Annotated in this window: 17 protein-coding genes and 3 pseudogenes; 15 read left to right on the plus strand and 5 right to left on the minus strand. The window is 52.7% G+C overall.

What is annotated here, in order from left to right; all coding sequences use genetic code 11:
* Nucleotides 1-9 precede the first annotated feature (9 nt).
* The 3 genes and pseudogenes from QMZ65_RS08225 (at nucleotide 10) to QMZ65_RS08235 (ending at nucleotide 3,093) form a co-directional block, all read left to right on the plus strand.
* On the plus strand, nucleotides 10-1,308 hold the full coding sequence (locus QMZ65_RS08225; RefSeq protein ID WP_283215779.1) for a serine hydrolase domain-containing protein: 1,299 nt from the start codon (nucleotides 10-12) through the stop codon (nucleotides 1,306-1,308).
* A 71-nt stretch (nucleotides 1,309-1,379) separates the two neighbouring features.
* Nucleotides 1,380-1,559: pseudogene (locus tag QMZ65_RS08230) on the plus strand (MFS transporter); the annotation flags it as partial.
* Nucleotides 1,560-1,806: 247 nt separating this feature from the next.
* Complete coding sequence (locus QMZ65_RS08235; RefSeq protein WP_058961052.1) at nucleotides 1,807-3,093, plus strand: methyl-accepting chemotaxis protein; 1,287 nt, start codon at nucleotides 1,807-1,809, stop codon at nucleotides 3,091-3,093.
* A gap of 87 nt (nucleotides 3,094-3,180) precedes the next feature.
* Here the strand turns inward: QMZ65_RS08235 and QMZ65_RS08240 are convergent, their stop codons facing one another.
* From QMZ65_RS08240 to QMZ65_RS08250, 3 genes are read right to left on the minus strand one after another with little or no spacing between them, the layout of a single operon-like run.
* Nucleotides 3,181-4,509: an NAD(P)/FAD-dependent oxidoreductase gene (locus tag QMZ65_RS08240; RefSeq protein ID WP_283215780.1), complete on the minus strand. Its 1,329-nt coding sequence runs from the start codon at nucleotides 4,507-4,509 to the stop codon at nucleotides 3,181-3,183.
* 18 nt (nucleotides 4,510-4,527) lie between these two features.
* Entirely contained in the window at nucleotides 4,528-5,133 is a 606-nt protein-coding gene (locus QMZ65_RS08245) for a cupin domain-containing protein (RefSeq protein ID WP_283215781.1), read from the minus strand.
* A gap of 51 nt (nucleotides 5,134-5,184) precedes the next feature.
* A complete protein-coding gene (locus QMZ65_RS08250) occupies nucleotides 5,185-5,934 on the minus strand; it encodes an ABC transporter substrate-binding protein (protein ID WP_097117883.1) in 750 nt (249 codons plus the stop codon).
* A gap of 288 nt (nucleotides 5,935-6,222) precedes the next feature.
* Between QMZ65_RS08250 and QMZ65_RS08255 the strand changes: the two genes are divergently transcribed.
* The 10 genes from QMZ65_RS08255 (at nucleotide 6,223) to QMZ65_RS08300 (ending at nucleotide 15,015) form a co-directional block, all read left to right on the plus strand.
* On the plus strand, nucleotides 6,223-6,873 hold the full coding sequence (locus QMZ65_RS08255) for an amino acid ABC transporter permease (RefSeq protein ID WP_058961056.1): 651 nt from the start codon (nucleotides 6,223-6,225) through the stop codon (nucleotides 6,871-6,873).
* Nucleotide 6,874: 1 nt separating this feature from the next.
* Nucleotides 6,875-7,642 (plus strand): amino acid ABC transporter ATP-binding protein, encoded by a 768-nt coding sequence (locus QMZ65_RS08260; protein ID WP_034829813.1) that lies wholly within the window; start codon nucleotides 6,875-6,877, stop codon nucleotides 7,640-7,642.
* Between the two features lie 287 nt (nucleotides 7,643-7,929).
* Nucleotides 7,930-8,286, plus strand: a complete 357-nt coding sequence (locus QMZ65_RS08265; RefSeq protein WP_045815471.1) for a cupin domain-containing protein — start codon at nucleotides 7,930-7,932, stop codon at nucleotides 8,284-8,286.
* Between the two features lie 212 nt (nucleotides 8,287-8,498).
* Complete coding sequence (locus QMZ65_RS08270) at nucleotides 8,499-9,209, plus strand: FadR/GntR family transcriptional regulator (RefSeq protein ID WP_283215782.1); 711 nt, start codon at nucleotides 8,499-8,501, stop codon at nucleotides 9,207-9,209.
* The gene (locus QMZ65_RS08275; protein WP_283215783.1) at nucleotides 9,196-10,362 is read left to right on the plus strand and encodes a PLP-dependent transferase; all 1,167 of its coding nucleotides are present in this window, start codon (nucleotides 9,196-9,198) and stop codon (nucleotides 10,360-10,362) included. The genes QMZ65_RS08270 and QMZ65_RS08275 overlap by 14 nt, the downstream gene beginning before the upstream one ends.
* Before the next feature lie 25 nt (nucleotides 10,363-10,387).
* Complete coding sequence (locus tag QMZ65_RS08280; RefSeq protein ID WP_160833818.1) at nucleotides 10,388-11,659, plus strand: ABC transporter substrate-binding protein; 1,272 nt, start codon at nucleotides 10,388-10,390, stop codon at nucleotides 11,657-11,659.
* Between the two features lie 21 nt (nucleotides 11,660-11,680).
* Nucleotides 11,681-12,607, plus strand: coding sequence for a carbohydrate ABC transporter permease (locus QMZ65_RS08285; RefSeq protein WP_283215784.1), 927 nt, complete (start codon nucleotides 11,681-11,683; stop codon nucleotides 12,605-12,607).
* Nucleotides 12,608-12,616: 9 nt separating this feature from the next.
* On the plus strand, nucleotides 12,617-13,441 hold the full coding sequence (locus QMZ65_RS08290; RefSeq protein WP_283215785.1) for a carbohydrate ABC transporter permease: 825 nt from the start codon (nucleotides 12,617-12,619) through the stop codon (nucleotides 13,439-13,441).
* 2 nt (nucleotides 13,442-13,443) lie between these two features.
* On the plus strand, nucleotides 13,444-14,511 hold the full coding sequence (locus tag QMZ65_RS08295) for an ABC transporter ATP-binding protein (protein WP_182058310.1): 1,068 nt from the start codon (nucleotides 13,444-13,446) through the stop codon (nucleotides 14,509-14,511).
* Between the two features lie 120 nt (nucleotides 14,512-14,631).
* Nucleotides 14,632-15,015, plus strand: coding sequence for a RidA family protein (locus QMZ65_RS08300; protein ID WP_160834514.1), 384 nt, complete (start codon nucleotides 14,632-14,634; stop codon nucleotides 15,013-15,015).
* Nucleotides 15,016-15,051: 36 nt separating this feature from the next.
* Here QMZ65_RS08300 and QMZ65_RS08305 read toward each other — a convergent pair.
* Nucleotides 15,052-15,222: pseudogene (locus QMZ65_RS08305) on the minus strand (flavin reductase family protein); the annotation flags it as partial.
* A 568-nt stretch (nucleotides 15,223-15,790) separates the two neighbouring features.
* Between QMZ65_RS08305 and QMZ65_RS08310 the strand changes: the two are divergent.
* Together QMZ65_RS08310 and QMZ65_RS08315 are read left to right on the plus strand one after the other, a co-directional pair.
* Nucleotides 15,791-16,027 carry a hypothetical protein gene (locus tag QMZ65_RS08310; RefSeq protein WP_097117877.1) on the plus strand — a complete coding sequence of 79 codons (237 nt, stop codon included), beginning with the start codon at nucleotides 15,791-15,793 and terminating at the stop codon, nucleotides 16,025-16,027.
* A gap of 208 nt (nucleotides 16,028-16,235) precedes the next feature.
* Nucleotides 16,236-16,367, plus strand: a pseudogene (locus QMZ65_RS08315) (DUF2000 family protein); the annotation flags it as partial.
* Nucleotides 16,368-16,408: 41 nt separating this feature from the next.
* On the opposite strand, the gene QMZ65_RS08320 reads toward QMZ65_RS08315, so the two are convergent.
* Complete coding sequence (locus QMZ65_RS08320; protein ID WP_283215786.1) at nucleotides 16,409-17,311, minus strand: AraC family transcriptional regulator; 903 nt, start codon at nucleotides 17,309-17,311, stop codon at nucleotides 16,409-16,411.
* Nucleotides 17,312-17,391: the final 80 nt, after the last annotated feature.

Here is a 17,391-nt window from a genome sequence, read left to right on the forward strand (position 1 = left end):
GCACTTTTTATGCAACGTCACACCGTGATTAAACCCCTGCTGTTTTCTCTCTCATTAGCTGTGAGTGGCTATGCAACTGCTGCGACAGAGTGCGATGGCGTGGCGCTCACGCCCTGCCCTGCACCCTTTGATCATCAATTACCTGACCCTCACCAGATGCTGAACTGGAGTCAAAAAGATCGGGTTGTCGGTTTCCGTAATGATTACCGAAATTATGCGGGAGATGTGTTTCATCATGGGCAAGCGAAGCCACTGGCGCGTGCCAATAACCTGTTAGTCGATGCGCAGTATCAGGTTAATGGCCACACCTATCATCTCGCTGATTACTTAAAACGTGAAAATGTCGCGGGCATGCTGGTGCTGAAAAACGGCAAAGTCGCCTACAAATATTTTGCCGAAGGTAATACCGACACCACCCTGTGGACCTCGCGCTCAGTGGGTAAATCGGTGGTGTCTACACTGGTGGGTATTGCCATCAAGCAGGGAAAAATTCATTCACTGGATGACAACATCACAGTATATGAACCCGAACTGAAGGGAACCGCTTGGGATGGCGTAACCCTTAAACAGCTCATCCAGCACACATCCGGCGTGGCATGGAATGAGGACTACACCAATCCGAACTCTGACTTTGCGCAGTTGACCCAGTGCGAAGCGCAAGCTGGCGCCTATGCCTGTGTGCGTAATATCGTCACTCATCTGAAACGCGCGCATCCAGCGGGTGAACAGTGGTCTTACTCTTCCGGTGGCGCATGGTTGTTGGGGGATGTGCTGGAACGGGCAACAGGCATGTCATTGGCGGCTTACCTGCAGCAAACCGTATGGCAACCCAATGGCATGGCCAGTGATGGCGTCTGGCATGCTTACCAATCAGGAAAGCATGACGTGGGTGCTCATGGTTTCAACGCCACGCTGGAAGATTGGGGTCGCTTTGGTGAATTTATCCTCAACGAAGGTCGCCTGCCCGATGGTAAGCAAATCTTGCCTGACAATTGGGTGAATGACGCAGCAACATGGACACAGGCAAAAGACTCTGTCAGTGCGGCCCATCCGGAGGGTATTTACGGTTATCAATGGTGGAATAATGCTATCCCTGCCAATGCACAACATGTCGTGCCCACTGCAGCAGAGGGGCTGAAGCACTCACTATGGGCTCTGGGCATTTATGGGCAAATCATTATGGTTAACCGTGCAGAAAACCTGGTCATCGTACAATGGTCAACCTGGCCTCAGGCTGAACCCTCCTTCAGCGCGCAGCCACTCGAAGCGGCTCTGATGTACAGCGCGATAGCGCAACAGTTGCATTAAGCAGCATTTATTCGCGCCATACAGGGGTGTGGCGCGATAATTTGCTTGTGGGTATGAGTTTACTTTTCCTCTCATTTGTCGGTTTGGGATTGCCACCCGTACTGGGAAAACTCAAGGATATGACCCACAGTTATCATTCAGGTTTACTGGTGGTGGCGGTGGCACTGATCGCGGGTGGCGTGATTGGCATTATCGTCTCGCGACCACCAAATGATCGGTTGAAAACCCTTGCTTATCCGCAGTCTGGCTAGTGAAACGCTTTTTCATGCATTTTAGTTAAATGTTCTGGAAACCGCGCCGATAATTAAGCTACCTTTATCAAAGCGGACCGTAGCCGGCCCGTTTACCACAACATCAGGCAATCAAAACTCAATACACCCAGCCTGCGTAATCGCAGAGAAGCACATCGCAAGAAAAGTGTTCAGCTGAGGAAATTCAGCGGAGCGGCAAAAGCTGCACGCATTATGTTCAATGACATAATATCGCCTGAGGTCACACATGTTTGGGGTGAAGAAATCCAGCCTTTCTCTGCCATTTTATAAAAGTGGCGATGTACTCAAAGATATCAATGCAATCAAACAACATGTGGCATGGATTGAGTTTTCGCCCAGCGGTGAAATCCTCAGCGCCAATCCGCAATTTCTTGAGGTGACCGGCTACAGCCTGCATGAGATTCAGGGACAACATCATCGCATTTTCTGCAGCCCGGCCTACAGCCAGTCATCGGAGTACTTTGCTTTCTGGCAGACGCTGGCCTCAGGTGAATCCGTCACCGGAATTTTTGAGCGCTTTAATAAACAACGCCAACGTTTCTACCTGAGCGCAACGTACTTCCCGGTGAGCGATGATAAGGGCAAAGTCTATAAGGTGATTAAAGTCGCCAGTGATATCACTGCCCGACATGAAGAACTCGAGCATAAAGAGGCAGTGATCACCGCCCTCGACCGCTCCATGGCCGTCATTGAATTCACGCCCGATGGTCATATTCTGACAGCCAACGCGAATTTCCTGACACACATGGGTTACGAGCTCAAAACGATTGTCGGTCAACATCATCGCTTGTTCTGTTTCGATAACTTTTATCGGGAAAATCCCGAGTTCTGGCGCAAAATCGCTAAGGGGCAACACTTTGTCGGGCGCTTTGAGCGGAAGACCGCCGCAGGCGAACGTATCTGGCTGGAGGCGAGCTACAATCCGGTGTTTGATGCCGACGGCAAAGTGTACAAGGTGATCAAAATTGCTTCCGATATCACCACGCGGGTTGAAGCGGCAAAACGGGTCGCTGATATTGCCCTCACCACCTCAGAACAAACTTCGCAAATAACGGATAACGCCAACGAAGTGCTGGATGAAACCATCCGCAACTCCGGTCTGGTGGCAGTGCAGGTCAATGCCGCCACCGATATTGGCACCCAGTTAAATGCCTCAGCGAAAAGCATCAACGAAGTGGTGGAAACCATCAACCTGATAGCTTCACAAACCAATATCCTGGCGTTAAATGCCGCGATTGAAGCCGCGCGCGCGGGTGAAGCGGGGCGTGGATTTAGTGTGGTAGCGGATGAAGTGCGGCGTCTGGCGGCTTCCACCTCCAGCGCAACCAAAAAGATCACTCAAGTCGTGGAGCACAACGCCATGCTGATTCATCAGATGGAGCAACAGTTAGGCGAAGTGAAACAGTTCGTGGTGACCGAGCAGGATAAAATCAGCGTGCTGTCACGCAGCCTGCGAGAAATAAACAGTGGTGTGCATGAGTTTGTGAATGTCATTCATCGACTGGATGTTTAGGTTATCACCCACCAGCGATGCTCAGGCGGCCTGAAGGCCGCCTTTCACTTTTAACGATGCCACGATCGGTCAGTACCTGGCAGGCTTTTACATCATCTGCGGTTCGCGAATCGCATTACCTTTAGCAAAGCGCGCCAGACTGTAAGGTTCAGCATCCGTAAACAGCGGTTGGTTATTCACCATCTGCGCACACAATAAGCCCGCTCCAGGACCGATGCCGAAACCATGGCCACTGAAGCCTGAGGCGATAAACAGGCCCGGCACATTATCCATCTCATCAATCACTGGCACCAGGTCCGGCGTGGTGTCGATCCAGCCCCCCCAGGCATGATCCACTTTGATCCCGGCAAGTTCCGGGTAAAACTGAACCAGCAGTTGCATCGCTTCCTGTACAATCGACGGATCGCCGGCGGGATCGAGCACACGGATCTTTTCAAATGGCGATAAGCTCTGATTCGACCAGGAACCCGCGGCTTCCGGACCATTAAAGAAAGAGCCGTTAATGCGCACTTTGAGTTTTTTGGCAATTTTGCTGCGATACATCGGATAAAATTTGGTGGCATAGCGGATATTTTGCGGAGCCAGGTCGATCTGCCCACGACCGGAGAGTGCCACGGTGTAACTGCCATCCTGACGACGGCGAATGCACAATCCCCCGATGCTCAGACACCCTTTAATCACTTCCGGCGCCACCGTGGTTTTAAACGCTGTACCCAAAATATTGGCGCTCGGCAGTTCAACACCATACTGTTTGCAGAAACGTGAACTCCAGGCACCACCACAGCAGATCACCCGGTTCGCTTTCACTAAGCCGCGCTCGGTCCACACACCGGTGACGCGCCCGCCACTGATGTCCAATCCTCGCACCGCGCATTGTTGATGCACCGAAGCACCCAGGTTTTTCGCGCCCGTGGCGATGGCCGGGGCGGCCATGGAGGGTTCGGCACGCGCATCGCTCGGTGACCACACGCCGCCCACCCATTGGGCCTGTTCACCAATGCGCTCGCGCGTCTCTTTGCCCGTCAATAAGTGGCTAACAAAGCCGATTTGTTTCGCCTGCTTGCCCCAGGCTTCCCAGCGCGCCACATCCGCTTCACTCAATGTGCCGTAGGTGATACCCTGGCGGCTAAAGCCAAGATCGAGTCCGATTTCACCGCTCAACGCTTCCCAACGCTGCAAACTGCGTATCGCCATCGGCAGCTCATACAGATCGCGATTCTGCTGGCGGACCCAGCCCCAGTTGCGTCCCGACTGCTCACCGCCAATCACGCCTTTTTCAAACAGCGCCACGGAAACGCCCTGCTTTGCCAGTTCATAACTGACGGAAGTACCAATAATCCCGCCGCCAATGACGATGACATCCACCGCGCTGGGGAAAGTTTCACTGTCTGCTACGGTATTCACGTTGATGCGCATGATGTTCAATCCTGATCTTTATAAATGTTGCTCAGAGGAAATATGCATGATCCACAACACAGTGGCGTCACTGGACGTCGGGTTAAAAATGTTGTGCGGTAGATGGCTCTGAAATTGAAAACTGTCACCGGGTGTCAAAAGCACGGTGTCACCGTCAATCTCCAGCGTCAGTTCACCCGCCATCACTAAGCCTGCTTTTTCCCCCTTCCCCATTAACATCTCAGCGGACTGCACGCCTGCCGGGATATTGATGAACATGAACTGCAAATCATGGTCGCCCGAGGGGGAAAGCATCTGTTTAGAAATGCCCTGTTTACCCACGTTAAAGTGCGGGCGTTCCGCTGCGCGCCGGACATAATGCTCAGCACCACGAGTGTGAGCTTCGGCCTCTTCCAGAAAGGCCGAAAGGGGGACTTTTAAGACCAGACGCAGTTGTTCCAGCACACGCACTGTCGGATTCGTCAGATTGCGTTCGATCTGACTGATCGCGCCAGCGGAGACATTCGCCAGCAGCGCCAGTTCAGTAATGGTCATATTCCGCGCCTTGCGCACCCGTTTTACGCGGGAGCCGATATCCGCTTCCTGCGCGCCTGACTCCCCTTTGATGATCGGTACTTTTTTCATCGGCTGAATTCCATTCGCATCCCTGTCAGCTGAGCTTAAGGGTGTCATCAATCAGGGCATGCCCCATTTGGTTTTAATCGTCTGCAACGTGCCATCCTCTTTCATGCTGGTTAACGCGCTATTGATCTGCGCCATTAACGCATCGTTGCCTTTCTTCACGCCAAACGCCATGGGGGAAACATGCTCCGGTTTATAACCATCCACCACGTGCATGCCTTTTAGTCCACCGGCTTTTTCCTGCGCTTTTAATATCGGATAGTCATTTAATCCGGCCGCCACGCGACCCAGTGACAAATCTCGCGTCATATCCGCAGGGCTGTCGTAGACCTTCACTTCTTTCGCAATACCGCTGGCCATCAGGCTTTGGGTATAATCGGTACCGGCCATGGTGCCTACCACTTCACCCTTAAGATCCTGCCAGGAGTTATACGCTTTTTTATTGTCATCCCGCACGATCAATCCCGCGCCAAAAGCCGTCACCGGTTGAGAGAATGTAATACGTTTCGCGCGCTCTTCAGTCGGTGTCATTCCCGCCACTATCATGTCAATCTTTCCGGCAATAACAGATTGTATCAGCGTGGAAAAAGGGATTGCGCTGTATTGGATGTCCAAATGCTCACGTTTAGCCACTTCTGCGGCCACATCCGGCATAAAACCCTCAATCTTGCCCGTTTGGGTATTGAGAAAGGTAGTGGGTGCACTCGATGGCGGTGAACCCGCGGTTAACACCGCTGCACTGGCATTGAAACTCAACGCAGCCGTGAGGCCGAGGATCATCAACGGGGAACGAATGGCAAACATGGCTCACTCCTGGGTGCAATGAAAGGGATAACGCTCTTTTTCACTATAATGAAAATTGCACACCCGCTGTCAACGATTTATTTAATGAAAATGCGCCAACTCACAAATTAACAATAAAGCCTTTGATTTCACTAAATATCACACCTATAGCTTGTTCGTATGAGCGTAATAAGTAAATGCTATCTCTGTCATGAGAGTAAAGATTGACAGCGATTTGCTATCAACGATATTCATTATAATGAATTTATCGCCTGATTTTAGGGTGACACTACAAGCCAGGAGAACAAAATGGACTGGAGCAGCATCCACCAGTATCTGCCCTTTTTATTGAAAGGGGCTGAAATGACGATCTATATCACCCTTTTGTCTCTGATAATCAGTACGCCATTAGGGTTGATTTTTGCCGCAGCCAAAATGTGTCCGTGGAAAATCATTTCATGGCCAATCGCCACCATCATTAATATCACGCGTGGTCTGCCGATGATTGTGGTGCTGTTTTATATCTACTTTGTCTTCCCGGATATTGGCATCACCCTCACCTCGTTTCAGGCCAGTGTTATTGGTATCGCCTTTTGCTTTTCCACGTACATCGCAGAAATATTTCGTTCCGGCATTGAATCGGTTGATCGCGGGCAGCTTGAAGCCGCGCGATCAATGGGCATGAGTTATGGCAAAGCCATGCGCCGCGTGGTGCTGCCTCAGGCTTTCCATGTTGCCTTACCCCCGTTCAGCAATACGCTCGTGATGATGCTCAAGGACTCTGCGCTTGCCTCGACCATTGCGGTGACGGAAATGACACGTCAGGGCCAGCTGATTGCTGCCTCAACCTTCGATAACACCACGGTGTACACGCTGGTGGCACTGCTGTATCTGGTGCTTTGCCTGCCGCTGCTGGCACTCACCAAGAAGCTGGAAAAACGTCAGATGAAAGGGGCTTAAGATGATTGAAATTCATGAGGTACACAAAAAATTCGGCCCCATTGAGGTGCTGAAAGGCGTGAGTTTCAAGGTCAGCGAAGGCGAAGTGGTTTGCCTGATTGGCCCTTCGGGTTCAGGTAAATCAACCATACTGCGCTGCATCAACGGCCTTGAAACCTATGAAGGCGGCGATATCACCGTACTGGGCCAGCGCGTCAACAACAAGCACAAGAGCATTAACGACCTGCGGCGTCAGATTGGCATGGTGTTTCAGCGTTTCAACCTTTTCCCGCATCGCAGCGTGCTGGAAAACGTGATGGAGGGTCCGATTCACGTCAACGGTGAATCTCGCAACGTGGCGGAAAAGCGCGCCAAAGACTTACTGGCAATGGTAGGTCTGGCTGAGAAAATCAACGCATGGCCAGCCCAGTTATCTGGCGGACAGCAACAGCGCGTGGCGATTGCCCGCACGCTGGCCCTACAGCCCAAAGCGATCTTATTTGATGAGCCCACCTCCGCGCTTGATCCCGAATTAGTGGGTGAAGTGCTGCAGGTCATGCGCAATCTCGCCCGTGAAGGGATGACCATGATCGTGGTCACCCATGAGATGCAGTTCGCGCGTGAAGTGGCCGATCGCGTCTGCTTCCTGCACAGCGGACAGATTGTAGAACAAGGTCCCGCTGACAACCTGTTACTGCGACCACAAGAAGCGCGCACGCAAGATTTCCTGCGCCGTGTTCTGGGTAACACCGTTGCGCAGCCCTGCTCATGCTGCCAAACGCTGAGTTAGGCGGCGCTCTCACCCCCTTTCAAAGTGCAGGCAGGCGTCGCCTGGAACCGACTCAGATGACTGATCGGGGGTGAATGGACGCCGCCCCCCACTTGCAGCGTGAAGCATGGTGAGGAAACAAAAGTTTCTGCCAAAGCCGTGCGAATAATCATTCAAATATGTTATTCGCACGGCAATAAGTCCCCTCAGGTTTTACTGCAATCGCTTAATCTGAATTGAGTTTTTCCCCAATGCACTTTGCCATTGTGGTGAGTGCTATTTGTCACTGCTTACAGGAAAAAGAACTGATGAAGGTGCAAAAAATTGAACAGCCAGCGTTAATTGAAACAATGGAACCCTGGGGCAGCGTGGAAGGCTTACCGGGCAGCGGCACTATTGCCCTTTCCGGTATCCAGAAAGTGATTCCCGGCAAAGAAGATATCGATACGGGCATATTTGAATGCGCAGCAGGTTCCTATCGTCGCTCAGTGAAACAGGCTGAAATTATGCATTTTCTTAACGGCACAGGTTCATTTACTCCTGATGGCGAAGCAACCCTAAATTTTAAACCGGGTGATTCCTTTTTCTTCGAAGCCAATACTGAAGGGACCTGGGTAATTGAAAACACGATGCGTAAACTGTATGTGATTTTTGATGCCAGCTAATTTATTTCCGCATTTATAAATGGCGCGTTAATTCGCGCCTTTTTTATATCCTCGCTGTGACATCCCGGTGCATATTTTTTCGCCTTGCACCAGTAAAACTCAGATCTCCTGCTTATTACTGCCCAGAAATGTCAATTAAATCAGGCATAAAAATAATGGCACGCGCCTTGCTATGAAATTGGTAGAGATGTTGGACCAATTAAGGCCGCGCTATGCAATCTCCTTTTGAGCTTCAACCGATAACCACACCGCGCAGTGACACGCTGATTCTTGATGCACTCACGCGTTTTATGGCGCAATCCGGCGCGCAGCCGGGGAGTCGCTTACCGCCTGAACGCGAGCTGGCGGAGAAACTCGGGGTGAGCCGCAACACCGTGCGTGAGGCGTTAAAACGCTGGGAAGCACTGGGCATCATTCTGCGTAAGAAAGGCAGCGGCACGTTTTTGCAGGCAGATGTCGGCATCAACGACAGCTTTCTCTCGCTGCGATTCAAAAATGACTCCGCCAATATGCTGCACGCGCTGGAGGTCCGTCGCATTATCGAATCAGAATCCTGTGTGCTCGCTGCACAGCGTGCAAGCGCCGAAGACCTGCTGGAAATCGAACAGCGATTGATTGAAATGGAGCGCGTGCATCTGGCGGTCGGCTCAGCCGGTGCCGAAGACTGGGCGTTTCACACCAGCATTTATCGCGCTTCAGGCAACCCCCTTCTGCTGCAAATGCTCAACGTCATCTACGACAGCATGCACGCCTTTTTTGAATCGCCACCGGAGCAGGCACTGTTTGCCGACTCCTTCCCGTTACACCGCGATCTCTTCAATGCCATTTGCCAGCGGGATGGTGAAGCCGCGCGCGCCATTTGCCATCAAATTCTCGATATCACTGAACGCGACATGAAGGATGTCATCAATGCCAAACGATAAACCGGTCTCGCAACAAACACTTTTGTCCCATGATTTACGCCATGAAAAAGGCGCGGTCACCCCGCCGATCTACCAATCGTCACTGTTCACCTTCAGCGATTACGATAGCATGATTGCCCGCTTCCGTGGCGAAAGCGATCAACCGCTCTATTCGCGCGTCGATAATCCCACGGTCCGAGCGCTGCAGGAGAAAGTTGCCGCACTGGAAGGGGGCGAGGCTTGCCTGGCGTTCGGCAGCGGCATGGCCGCCATCAGCAATGCCATTCTCAGCGTGCTGCAACCCGGCGCAAAAGTGGTGTGTGTTAATCACGTCTATCCCGATACGTATCGCTTCTTGCGTGGCTTCTGCCAGCGTTTTGGTATCACCACCGAGTTCGTCGATGGTGATGATGAAGAGGCAATTCGTGCCGCGCTGCCGGGTGCCAGCCTGCTCTACCTGGAAAGTCCGGTGAGTTGGGTGATGAGCGAGTTGGACCTGAATAAACTGGCCACGCTGGCGCGTGATGCTGGTGCGGTCACCATTATCGATAACAGCTGGGCGTCGCCGATTTTCCAGCAGCCGTTACTGTGTGGGATCGACATCGTGGTGCACTCGGCATCGAAATACATCAGCGGGCACAGTGATGTGGTGGCCGGCCTGGTCATTGCCAGTCAACAGCACATCGGCTATATCTCACGCCACATCAGCCCCTTCCTCGGCGGCAAGCTATCGGCGCATGAAGCCTCATTGCTGATCCGTGGTCTGCGCACGCTCCCCCTGCGCATGAAGCAGCATCACCAAAGCGGCATGGAACTGGCACAAAAGCTGAGTGCCCATCCACAGGTTACGGCAGTGTGCCATCCCGGTTTGTCCCCCAAATCCTGGTCATCGCTGCGCGGCTACAGTGGCCTGTTTGCGTTTGAAGTGACCGAAAAAATCGATATCCCCGCCTTCTGCAACGCCTTGCACTATTTCCATATGGGGGTGAGTTGGGGTGGATTCGAAAGTCTGGTGATGCCCGCCATCTCAGTCATCAATCAAGCCAGCGAATTTAACTCAGCCGTTGATTTCGGCGTCTCGCCACGTTTGATCCGCATCTCGATTGGTCTGGAAGAGACCGAAGACCTCTGGAACGACCTGCAACAGGCGCTGGCTACCGCAACCCGCGCATAATCACTCACTCCCAGGAGAAGCTGCAATGACGACTCGTTTTGCGATTAACGCACTGGTTTTAGCCATTGGATTGGGTTCAGCACTCAGCAGTATGGCGGCAAAATTAACCGTGGTGGAAGTGATTACCAGCCCGCCCCGCACTGAACTGCTGCAGAAGATGCTGACCGAATACAAAACCCAGCATCCCGGCACGGAAATTGAGTTGATCTCACTGCCGTGGGGTCAGGCGTTTGAGAAATTAGGCACCATGCTGCAAAGCGGACAAGTGCCCGATGTGGTGGAAATGCCCGATACCTGGCAAGGGCTGTATGCCAGCAACAACATGCTGGAGGATCTGGAACCGCGCCTGAAAAGTTGGGATGGCACCGCCCAGTTAACCGATAAAACGCTGGCGATGGCGCGTGCCGCCAATGGCAAAGCCACCATGATCCCTTACGGCTTCTACCTGCGCGCCCTGTTCTGGAATAAGAAACTCTTCCAGCAGGCCGGATTGAGCGAGCCGCCAAAAACCATGGATGAGTTTGCCAGCGATGCTAAACGCATCAGCCAGTTGGGTAACGGCATCAGCGGCTACTGTATGCGCGGCGGCGTCGGCGGCACCAACGCCTGGATGATGTTTATGGCGGCAATGAACGGCTCACCGGATTTCTTCGATAAATCCGGCAACAGTACTCTGACTCAGCCAGGGGCGATTAAAGGGGCGCAGTTGCTGGTCGACATGTACAAACAAGGCGGCGCGCCAAAAGACAGTGTGAACTGGGGCTTTAACGAAATCGTCTCCGGTTTCTATTCCGGCAAGTGCGCCATGCTCGATCAAGACCCCGATGCGCTGATTGCGATTAAAAACAGCATGGCCGCCGATGATTTTGCCGTTGCACCGATGCCTGTCGGACCGTCGGGTAAAGCTTTCCCTACCATTGGTTATACCGGCTGGGCGATGTTTAAACAGGGCAAACAAAAAGATCTCGCCTGGCCACTCATCACCTTCCTGAGTAATAAGACCAACAACCTCGCATGGGCAAAATTTGTTGGCACCCTGCCGATTTATAAAGGTGCAGAGCAGGATCCTTTCTATCAAACACCGCAGTTTGCCGGCTGGTTTAAAGAGTTAAACGATCCGAACTATGTGCCCTTAACCATGCCGACACATCTGAAAGGCTGGGGTTACTTTAACTCGGTGATTGTGAAAGAGAGCAGCCAGGAAACCCTGCTGGGCGAAAACGACACCGAAGACATGGTGAAAGACTGGGCTAAATATCTGACCAAAGAACAGAAAAGCTGGCTCGCCACGCAGTAATCACCGATCGCGCGGAGAACAATGATGATGCTAGAAACTTCACTTGATGCCCGCTCGCCGCGCTCACGCTACTCGCGCTGGCTGCGGCTGGCTGAGCCGTGGTTTTATCTTTCGCCGGGACTGTTGCTGATCGCCTTATTTATTTTTGTGCCGATGGCGATCGGCATTTCCTACGCGTTTCAGAGCATGAATCTGCTCAATCCGATGGATAGCGGGTGGGTGGGCTGGGATAACTTTGCCGAAATGTTTGACGATCGGCGCTTTTTTAAAGCACTCGGTCACACGCTGAACTGGACGCTCAGCTCACTACTGTTGCAGTTTATCTTCGGTCTGGCGTTAGCGCTGCTGCTCAACCGCGAATTTCGTTTTCGTCGCTGGGTGCAGGCGCTGGTGTTTCTGCCCTGGGCGGTGCCCGCCTTTCTATCCGGCCTGACCTGGTCCTGGCTGCTTAACCCGGTGGTTGGCCCGTTGCCACAGTGGCTGAGCGATCTCGGATTACTGAGCGAGCCATACAATATCTTGTCCGATCCTCAGTTGGCCATGTGGGGACCGATCATTGCTAACGTCTGGTTTGGTATTCCGTTTTTTGCCATTACCCTGCTGGCCGCTTTGCAATCCATCCCGAAAGATCTGTATGAAGCGGCTTCGATTGACGGTGCCAGCGGCTGGCAACAATTCTGTCGCGTCACGCTGCCCTTCCTGGCACCGATGATCGCCATCACCGTGATGCTACGTACCATCTGGATCGCCAACTTCGCCGATCTGATCGTGGTGATGACCGACGGTGGCCCCGCCGGATCCACCTCGATTCTCTCCAGCTACATCTTCACCACCGCCTATCGCAAACTCGATTTTGGCTATGCCTCGGCAATGGCGGTGTTTCTGTTATTGCTGATGACCTGCTACGCGCTGGTTCTGCTGCGCATTCGTCATCAACTGTTGAAATAAGGAGGCGAAATGAAACTGTTACCGATGATTGGTCACCGCGTGAGTATTGGCCTCTACCTGCTGTTTGCCCTGTTTCCGCTTTACTGGATCATTAAGATTTCAGTCACACCGGATCAGCTGCTGTTCAGCCAGGGCGTGACACTGTTGCCGGGCGGCTTCACTTTAGGCCACTTTCAAAAAGTGCTCACCGACAGTGATTTCCCCACCTTCTTCAGCAATAGTCTGATCGTCTCTTTCAGCACCGCTTTCCTGACCACGCTGATTGCTGCTGGTGCCGGCTATGCATTTTCGCGTTTTCACTTTCGCGGCAAGATGGTGATGGCGGCGCTGCTGTTGTTCACGCAGATGTTCCCCTTGGTGATGATCATCGCCCCGATTTATCGCGTGATGGCCCCGCTCGGCCTGACCAACAGTCTTCTGGGTCTGGTGCTGATTTACACCGCCTTTAACGTCCCGTTTGCCATCTTTTTGATGCAGTCATTCTTTGATGCCATCCCCAAAGATCTGGAAGAGTCTGCGATGCTGGAGGGCTGCACACGTTTTCAGGCGCTGTATCGGGTACTGGTTCCGCTGACGTTACCGGGAATGGCGGCAACGCTCGGCTTCGTGTTTACCGCGGCATGGAGCGAACTGCTGTTCTCGCTGATGCTGATCAACAAAAACGAAGTGATGACCTTCCCGGTGGGTTTACTCAGCTTCGTCTCCAAATTTGCCGTTTCATGGGGTGAAATGATGGCAGCCGCCGTAATGGCGCTGATTCCTGCCTGTCTGTTCTTCGCCTTTATTCAACGATATCTGGTTCAGGGTCTGACCGCTGGCGCGGTTAAGGGGTAAACATGGCAGAAATTACACTGGCGCAGATCGACAAACGCTACGGCAATGTTGAAGTCCTGCGCGATATCAACCTCACGATTAACGATGGTGAGTTCGTGGTGTTGGTCGGGCCGTCCGGCTGTGGCAAATCCACCTTACTGCGCACCATTGCGGGTCTGGAACTGGCGAGTAGCGGCGATCTCCGCATCGGAAAACGACTGATGAATGATGTCGCCCCGAAAGATCGTGATATCTCAATGGTGTTTCAGAGTTATGCGCTCTACCCGCACCTGACGGTGGCACGCAACATGGGCTTTAGCCTCGAAATCCAGAAACGTCCGCGTGCGGAGATTGAGGAGAAAGTGAAGCGAGCGGCGGATATCCTTAATCTTTCACATCTTCTGGATCGTCGTCCCAAAGAACTGTCCGGCGGGCAGCGCCAGCGTGTGGCGATGGGACGCGCGATCGTGCGCCAGCCGCAGGTCTTTCTGTTTGATGAACCGCTCTCCAATCTGGATGCACAACTGCGCGGCAAGATGCGCGTCGAGATTAAACGCCTGCATCAGCAGATGAACAACACTATCGTGTATGTCACGCATGATCAGGTTGAGGCGATGACGCTGGCCGACCGGATTGTGGTGCTGAACCACGGAGTTATCCAACAAGTCGGCACACCACTGGAACTGTATGACACGCCAGCCAACAAGTTTGTCGCCAGCTTTATCGGCTCACCGTCCATGAACTTTATCAATGGCGTTGTCACCCCGAATGGCGTGCGCATCGGCGACAGCGCGCTGTTGCCCGCTAACCCGGCATGGGCCAATCAGCCTGAAGGTCGTGAAGTCATTTATGGCATCAGACCTGAAAACATCGCACTGGCTTCAGCAGGTTCTCCACACGCGCTGCCACTGGAGGTTTCTCTCGTCGAACCCACCGGTTTATCCGAGCTCATCCACGGCAACTTATTCGGGCATGAGGTGATGCTGTTTACCACCCAACGTTCCGGTGCCGCAGCAGGCGATATGATTGCCGTTGAAGTGGATTATGCGCGTGCGATGCTGTTCGATGCCGCGTCACAAAAGCGTTTGTAACCGCCGCCGTGTTGCTTTAGTGGCAATGCGGCGTTGCCAGGATACCTTTACCCGGCAACGCGCACGGGTGATAGCCTTGAAGCGAGAACATTCGCGAACGAAACAGGGTTAAGGAGCGTTATGAGCATTATCAATCCCGCCGGTTTGAAGGCGCGCAGCTATTACAATCACGTCAAAATTCGTCCCGGAACGCCGGTATTCCCGACCGGGCAAGTCGCGTGGGATGAAGAAGGAAACGTGGTCGGCATTGGAGATATGCAGCAGCAGGTCGAGCAAGTGTATGCCAATATCGATTGTTTGCTGGAGGGGCTGGGTGCACAGCGTGACTGGATTGTGCGCACCACCACTTATGTCACCGACCTGGCGCTGGTGCCGCATATTCATCCGGTACGCCAGCGCTTCTTTGAAGGACTTGAGTTACCTGCCAGCACGCTGTTTCAGATCTCTGCGCTCGCCGAACCGGAATTGCTGTTGGAAATTGATGTGGTAATTATGTTGCCCTGAACATAACGGGAGGCACTTGCCCTCCCGTTCTTTAAGTTACAGCGCTGAGAGTTGATGGAACCCCCGGTCGTGATACAACAGCGGTTGCCCATCGCTGTTGGGGTGCGCCACGTGGGTCACCTCACCAAGAAATATCGCGTGCGTATGCCAGTCTACGGTATTAACTAATTTGCAGCTAAAGGCCACCAGCGCATCCGCCGCCACTGGCGAACCTTCAGCGCCGCAGGCGGTGGCGCAACGATATCATTGATTACCTGCTGTCACTGCTGAAGCCAGAGTGGAATCCGCCAGATCCCCTGCTGACCATGGGCGTGAACTTCACGCTGCGCCGCCTGTTTGAATGAATTAATCCCAGCCGTCACATTGCTATCATTTAAAACGATGATCCTGTCTGCCGTCGCAACGGTGCTTTCTCGGGGCGAAATAATGACGCGAGTGATGGCGTCAAGTATAAAAACTCCACTAACTCTCTGGCTTCGCAGGAATGGCATATAAAACAGACTATCCGGGGCTGCGGGCATTTAGTGACGATGCCTGCCATAAAAGATGGTAGTTCCCTTTCCAAAGTCAGTTTCTGATAATAAATCAGCAAGATGTTTAAAAAGGGGCGAGTTAAAGGTGCAGCGGATTACACCCATGTTGTTAACAGTGGCCTGGTTGATGCCGCTATTAAGGACCTTTCAGCGATAGCAATAATAGATAAATGTGAACTGAATCGATTAATCTAACACATTAAAATCAACTCTCAATTATTTGACGAGCAGAAGCCTCCCCCATGCAAATTCATGATGTTCTTACCCTTACCATCGCCTCGGTCTGCGCACTTTTTATGACCAATGGCATTGCGGCTTTTCGCACCATCCTTAACTCCACTGATGACGAACAACGCGAAAAAATCCAAGTAGGTCAATTTGAGATGACCATGCGCCGCTATATGACAGGTGAAGGTGTGGGATATATTCTCACATCTGCTTTAAGCATCATGGGATGGGTAATGTACATTGCGGGTTAAACAGCGTTTTTAATCAGTACCCTAAAGCAGCTGAGGACTTGAATTTCTAGACCGAACATGCCGGTCATGTCTCATGCCTGTGGAGATACAGGACAGTGGTTCTACCATGAAAGCGATATCAGCACCCTAAGACGACTTTACTTTAATGCAGCATCGCTCCACAAACGACCTGTCCTTCCTGATTATCAGGATAAAGAGCCGCGCGTAGGACGAAATCGTTACCATGCCGTTTAGCGCATTGGCGCAATCCTGCAAAACCTATGACGAATACGGCGAGCGCATTGCCAGCGCGAACAGTGGCAACATTGAGCTCGTGGCAATTGTCTTGATTGGCCCTTAAGAAAAAATCACCAGCCTTACAGGTAATTTTAAGCTTTATCGCTAAATATCCTGACCTGCGGCAAACCATGCGGGCGGGTGCCCCACATAACGGGTGAAGGCCACACTAAACGCGCTGGCGGAACGATAGCCGACGCGTTCTGCGACATCCGCTACCGCCATATTTTTGCCACGCAGTAAATTTTTGGCCAAAGCCATGCGCCAGGTGAGCAGATAAACCATCGGCGCTACGCCCACTGCTGCGCGGAAACGCACAAAGAATGCCGAACGGGATAGCGCGGAAACTTTGGCTAATTGCGCCACAGTCCAGGGATGCGCCGGGTTGGCGTGCATGTCGCGGATGGCCGCCGCCAGACGTTCGTCGGCTAAACCACTCATCACGCCAGGGTAAGCATGACAGATTGGCATCGAACGCAGCGCCTCAATCAGCAGCAGTTCCAGCAGGCGTTCTAGTACCACATGGCGAGCAGGACGCTGCGCACGACACTCATCCATCACCAGTTGTACCAGTGTGGTCAGCCGTGACTCCCCGCGGACATGAATAAATTGGGGTAACAGCGAGACGATCAATCCCGCGTCAGGCGCACCAAACTGGCAATAGCCAATCAGCGTTTGCACTTCAGCAGGCTGCTGCTGATCGCCAATCCAGAATTCACCGGGGCTAAGCATTTCCGGCAATGTTTCGGGCGCATCGTCATCGGGTGGTTCGGCACTGCTCATGCAGAACTCCCACGCCGCTGGGATCAGGACAAAATCGCCCTGCTCAAGTGAGAGGGGTTCATGCCCTTTCATCTTCAATTGACTGCGCCCAGCCAGTACCAGGCAGTAAAACGGCTGTCCGGTTTCACTGCGATTGACGCGCCAGCGACCATTGGCGCGTACTCGTTTGGAAAAGGCCGCCTGAGGTTGCAGCAGCGACACTATCTCAGCAAGGGGATCGATCATTATGGACTCCTGCGAATGAAATATGGACTTTGCATTGTAGTGAGTCCATCTCACTGACTCTATAGTGAGCATCCACCCAA

Origin of the sequence: Pantoea sp. EABMAA-21, assembly GCF_030053335.1 — a bacterium.
Lineage (GTDB): Bacteria > Pseudomonadota > Gammaproteobacteria > Enterobacterales > Enterobacteriaceae > Pantoea > Pantoea communis.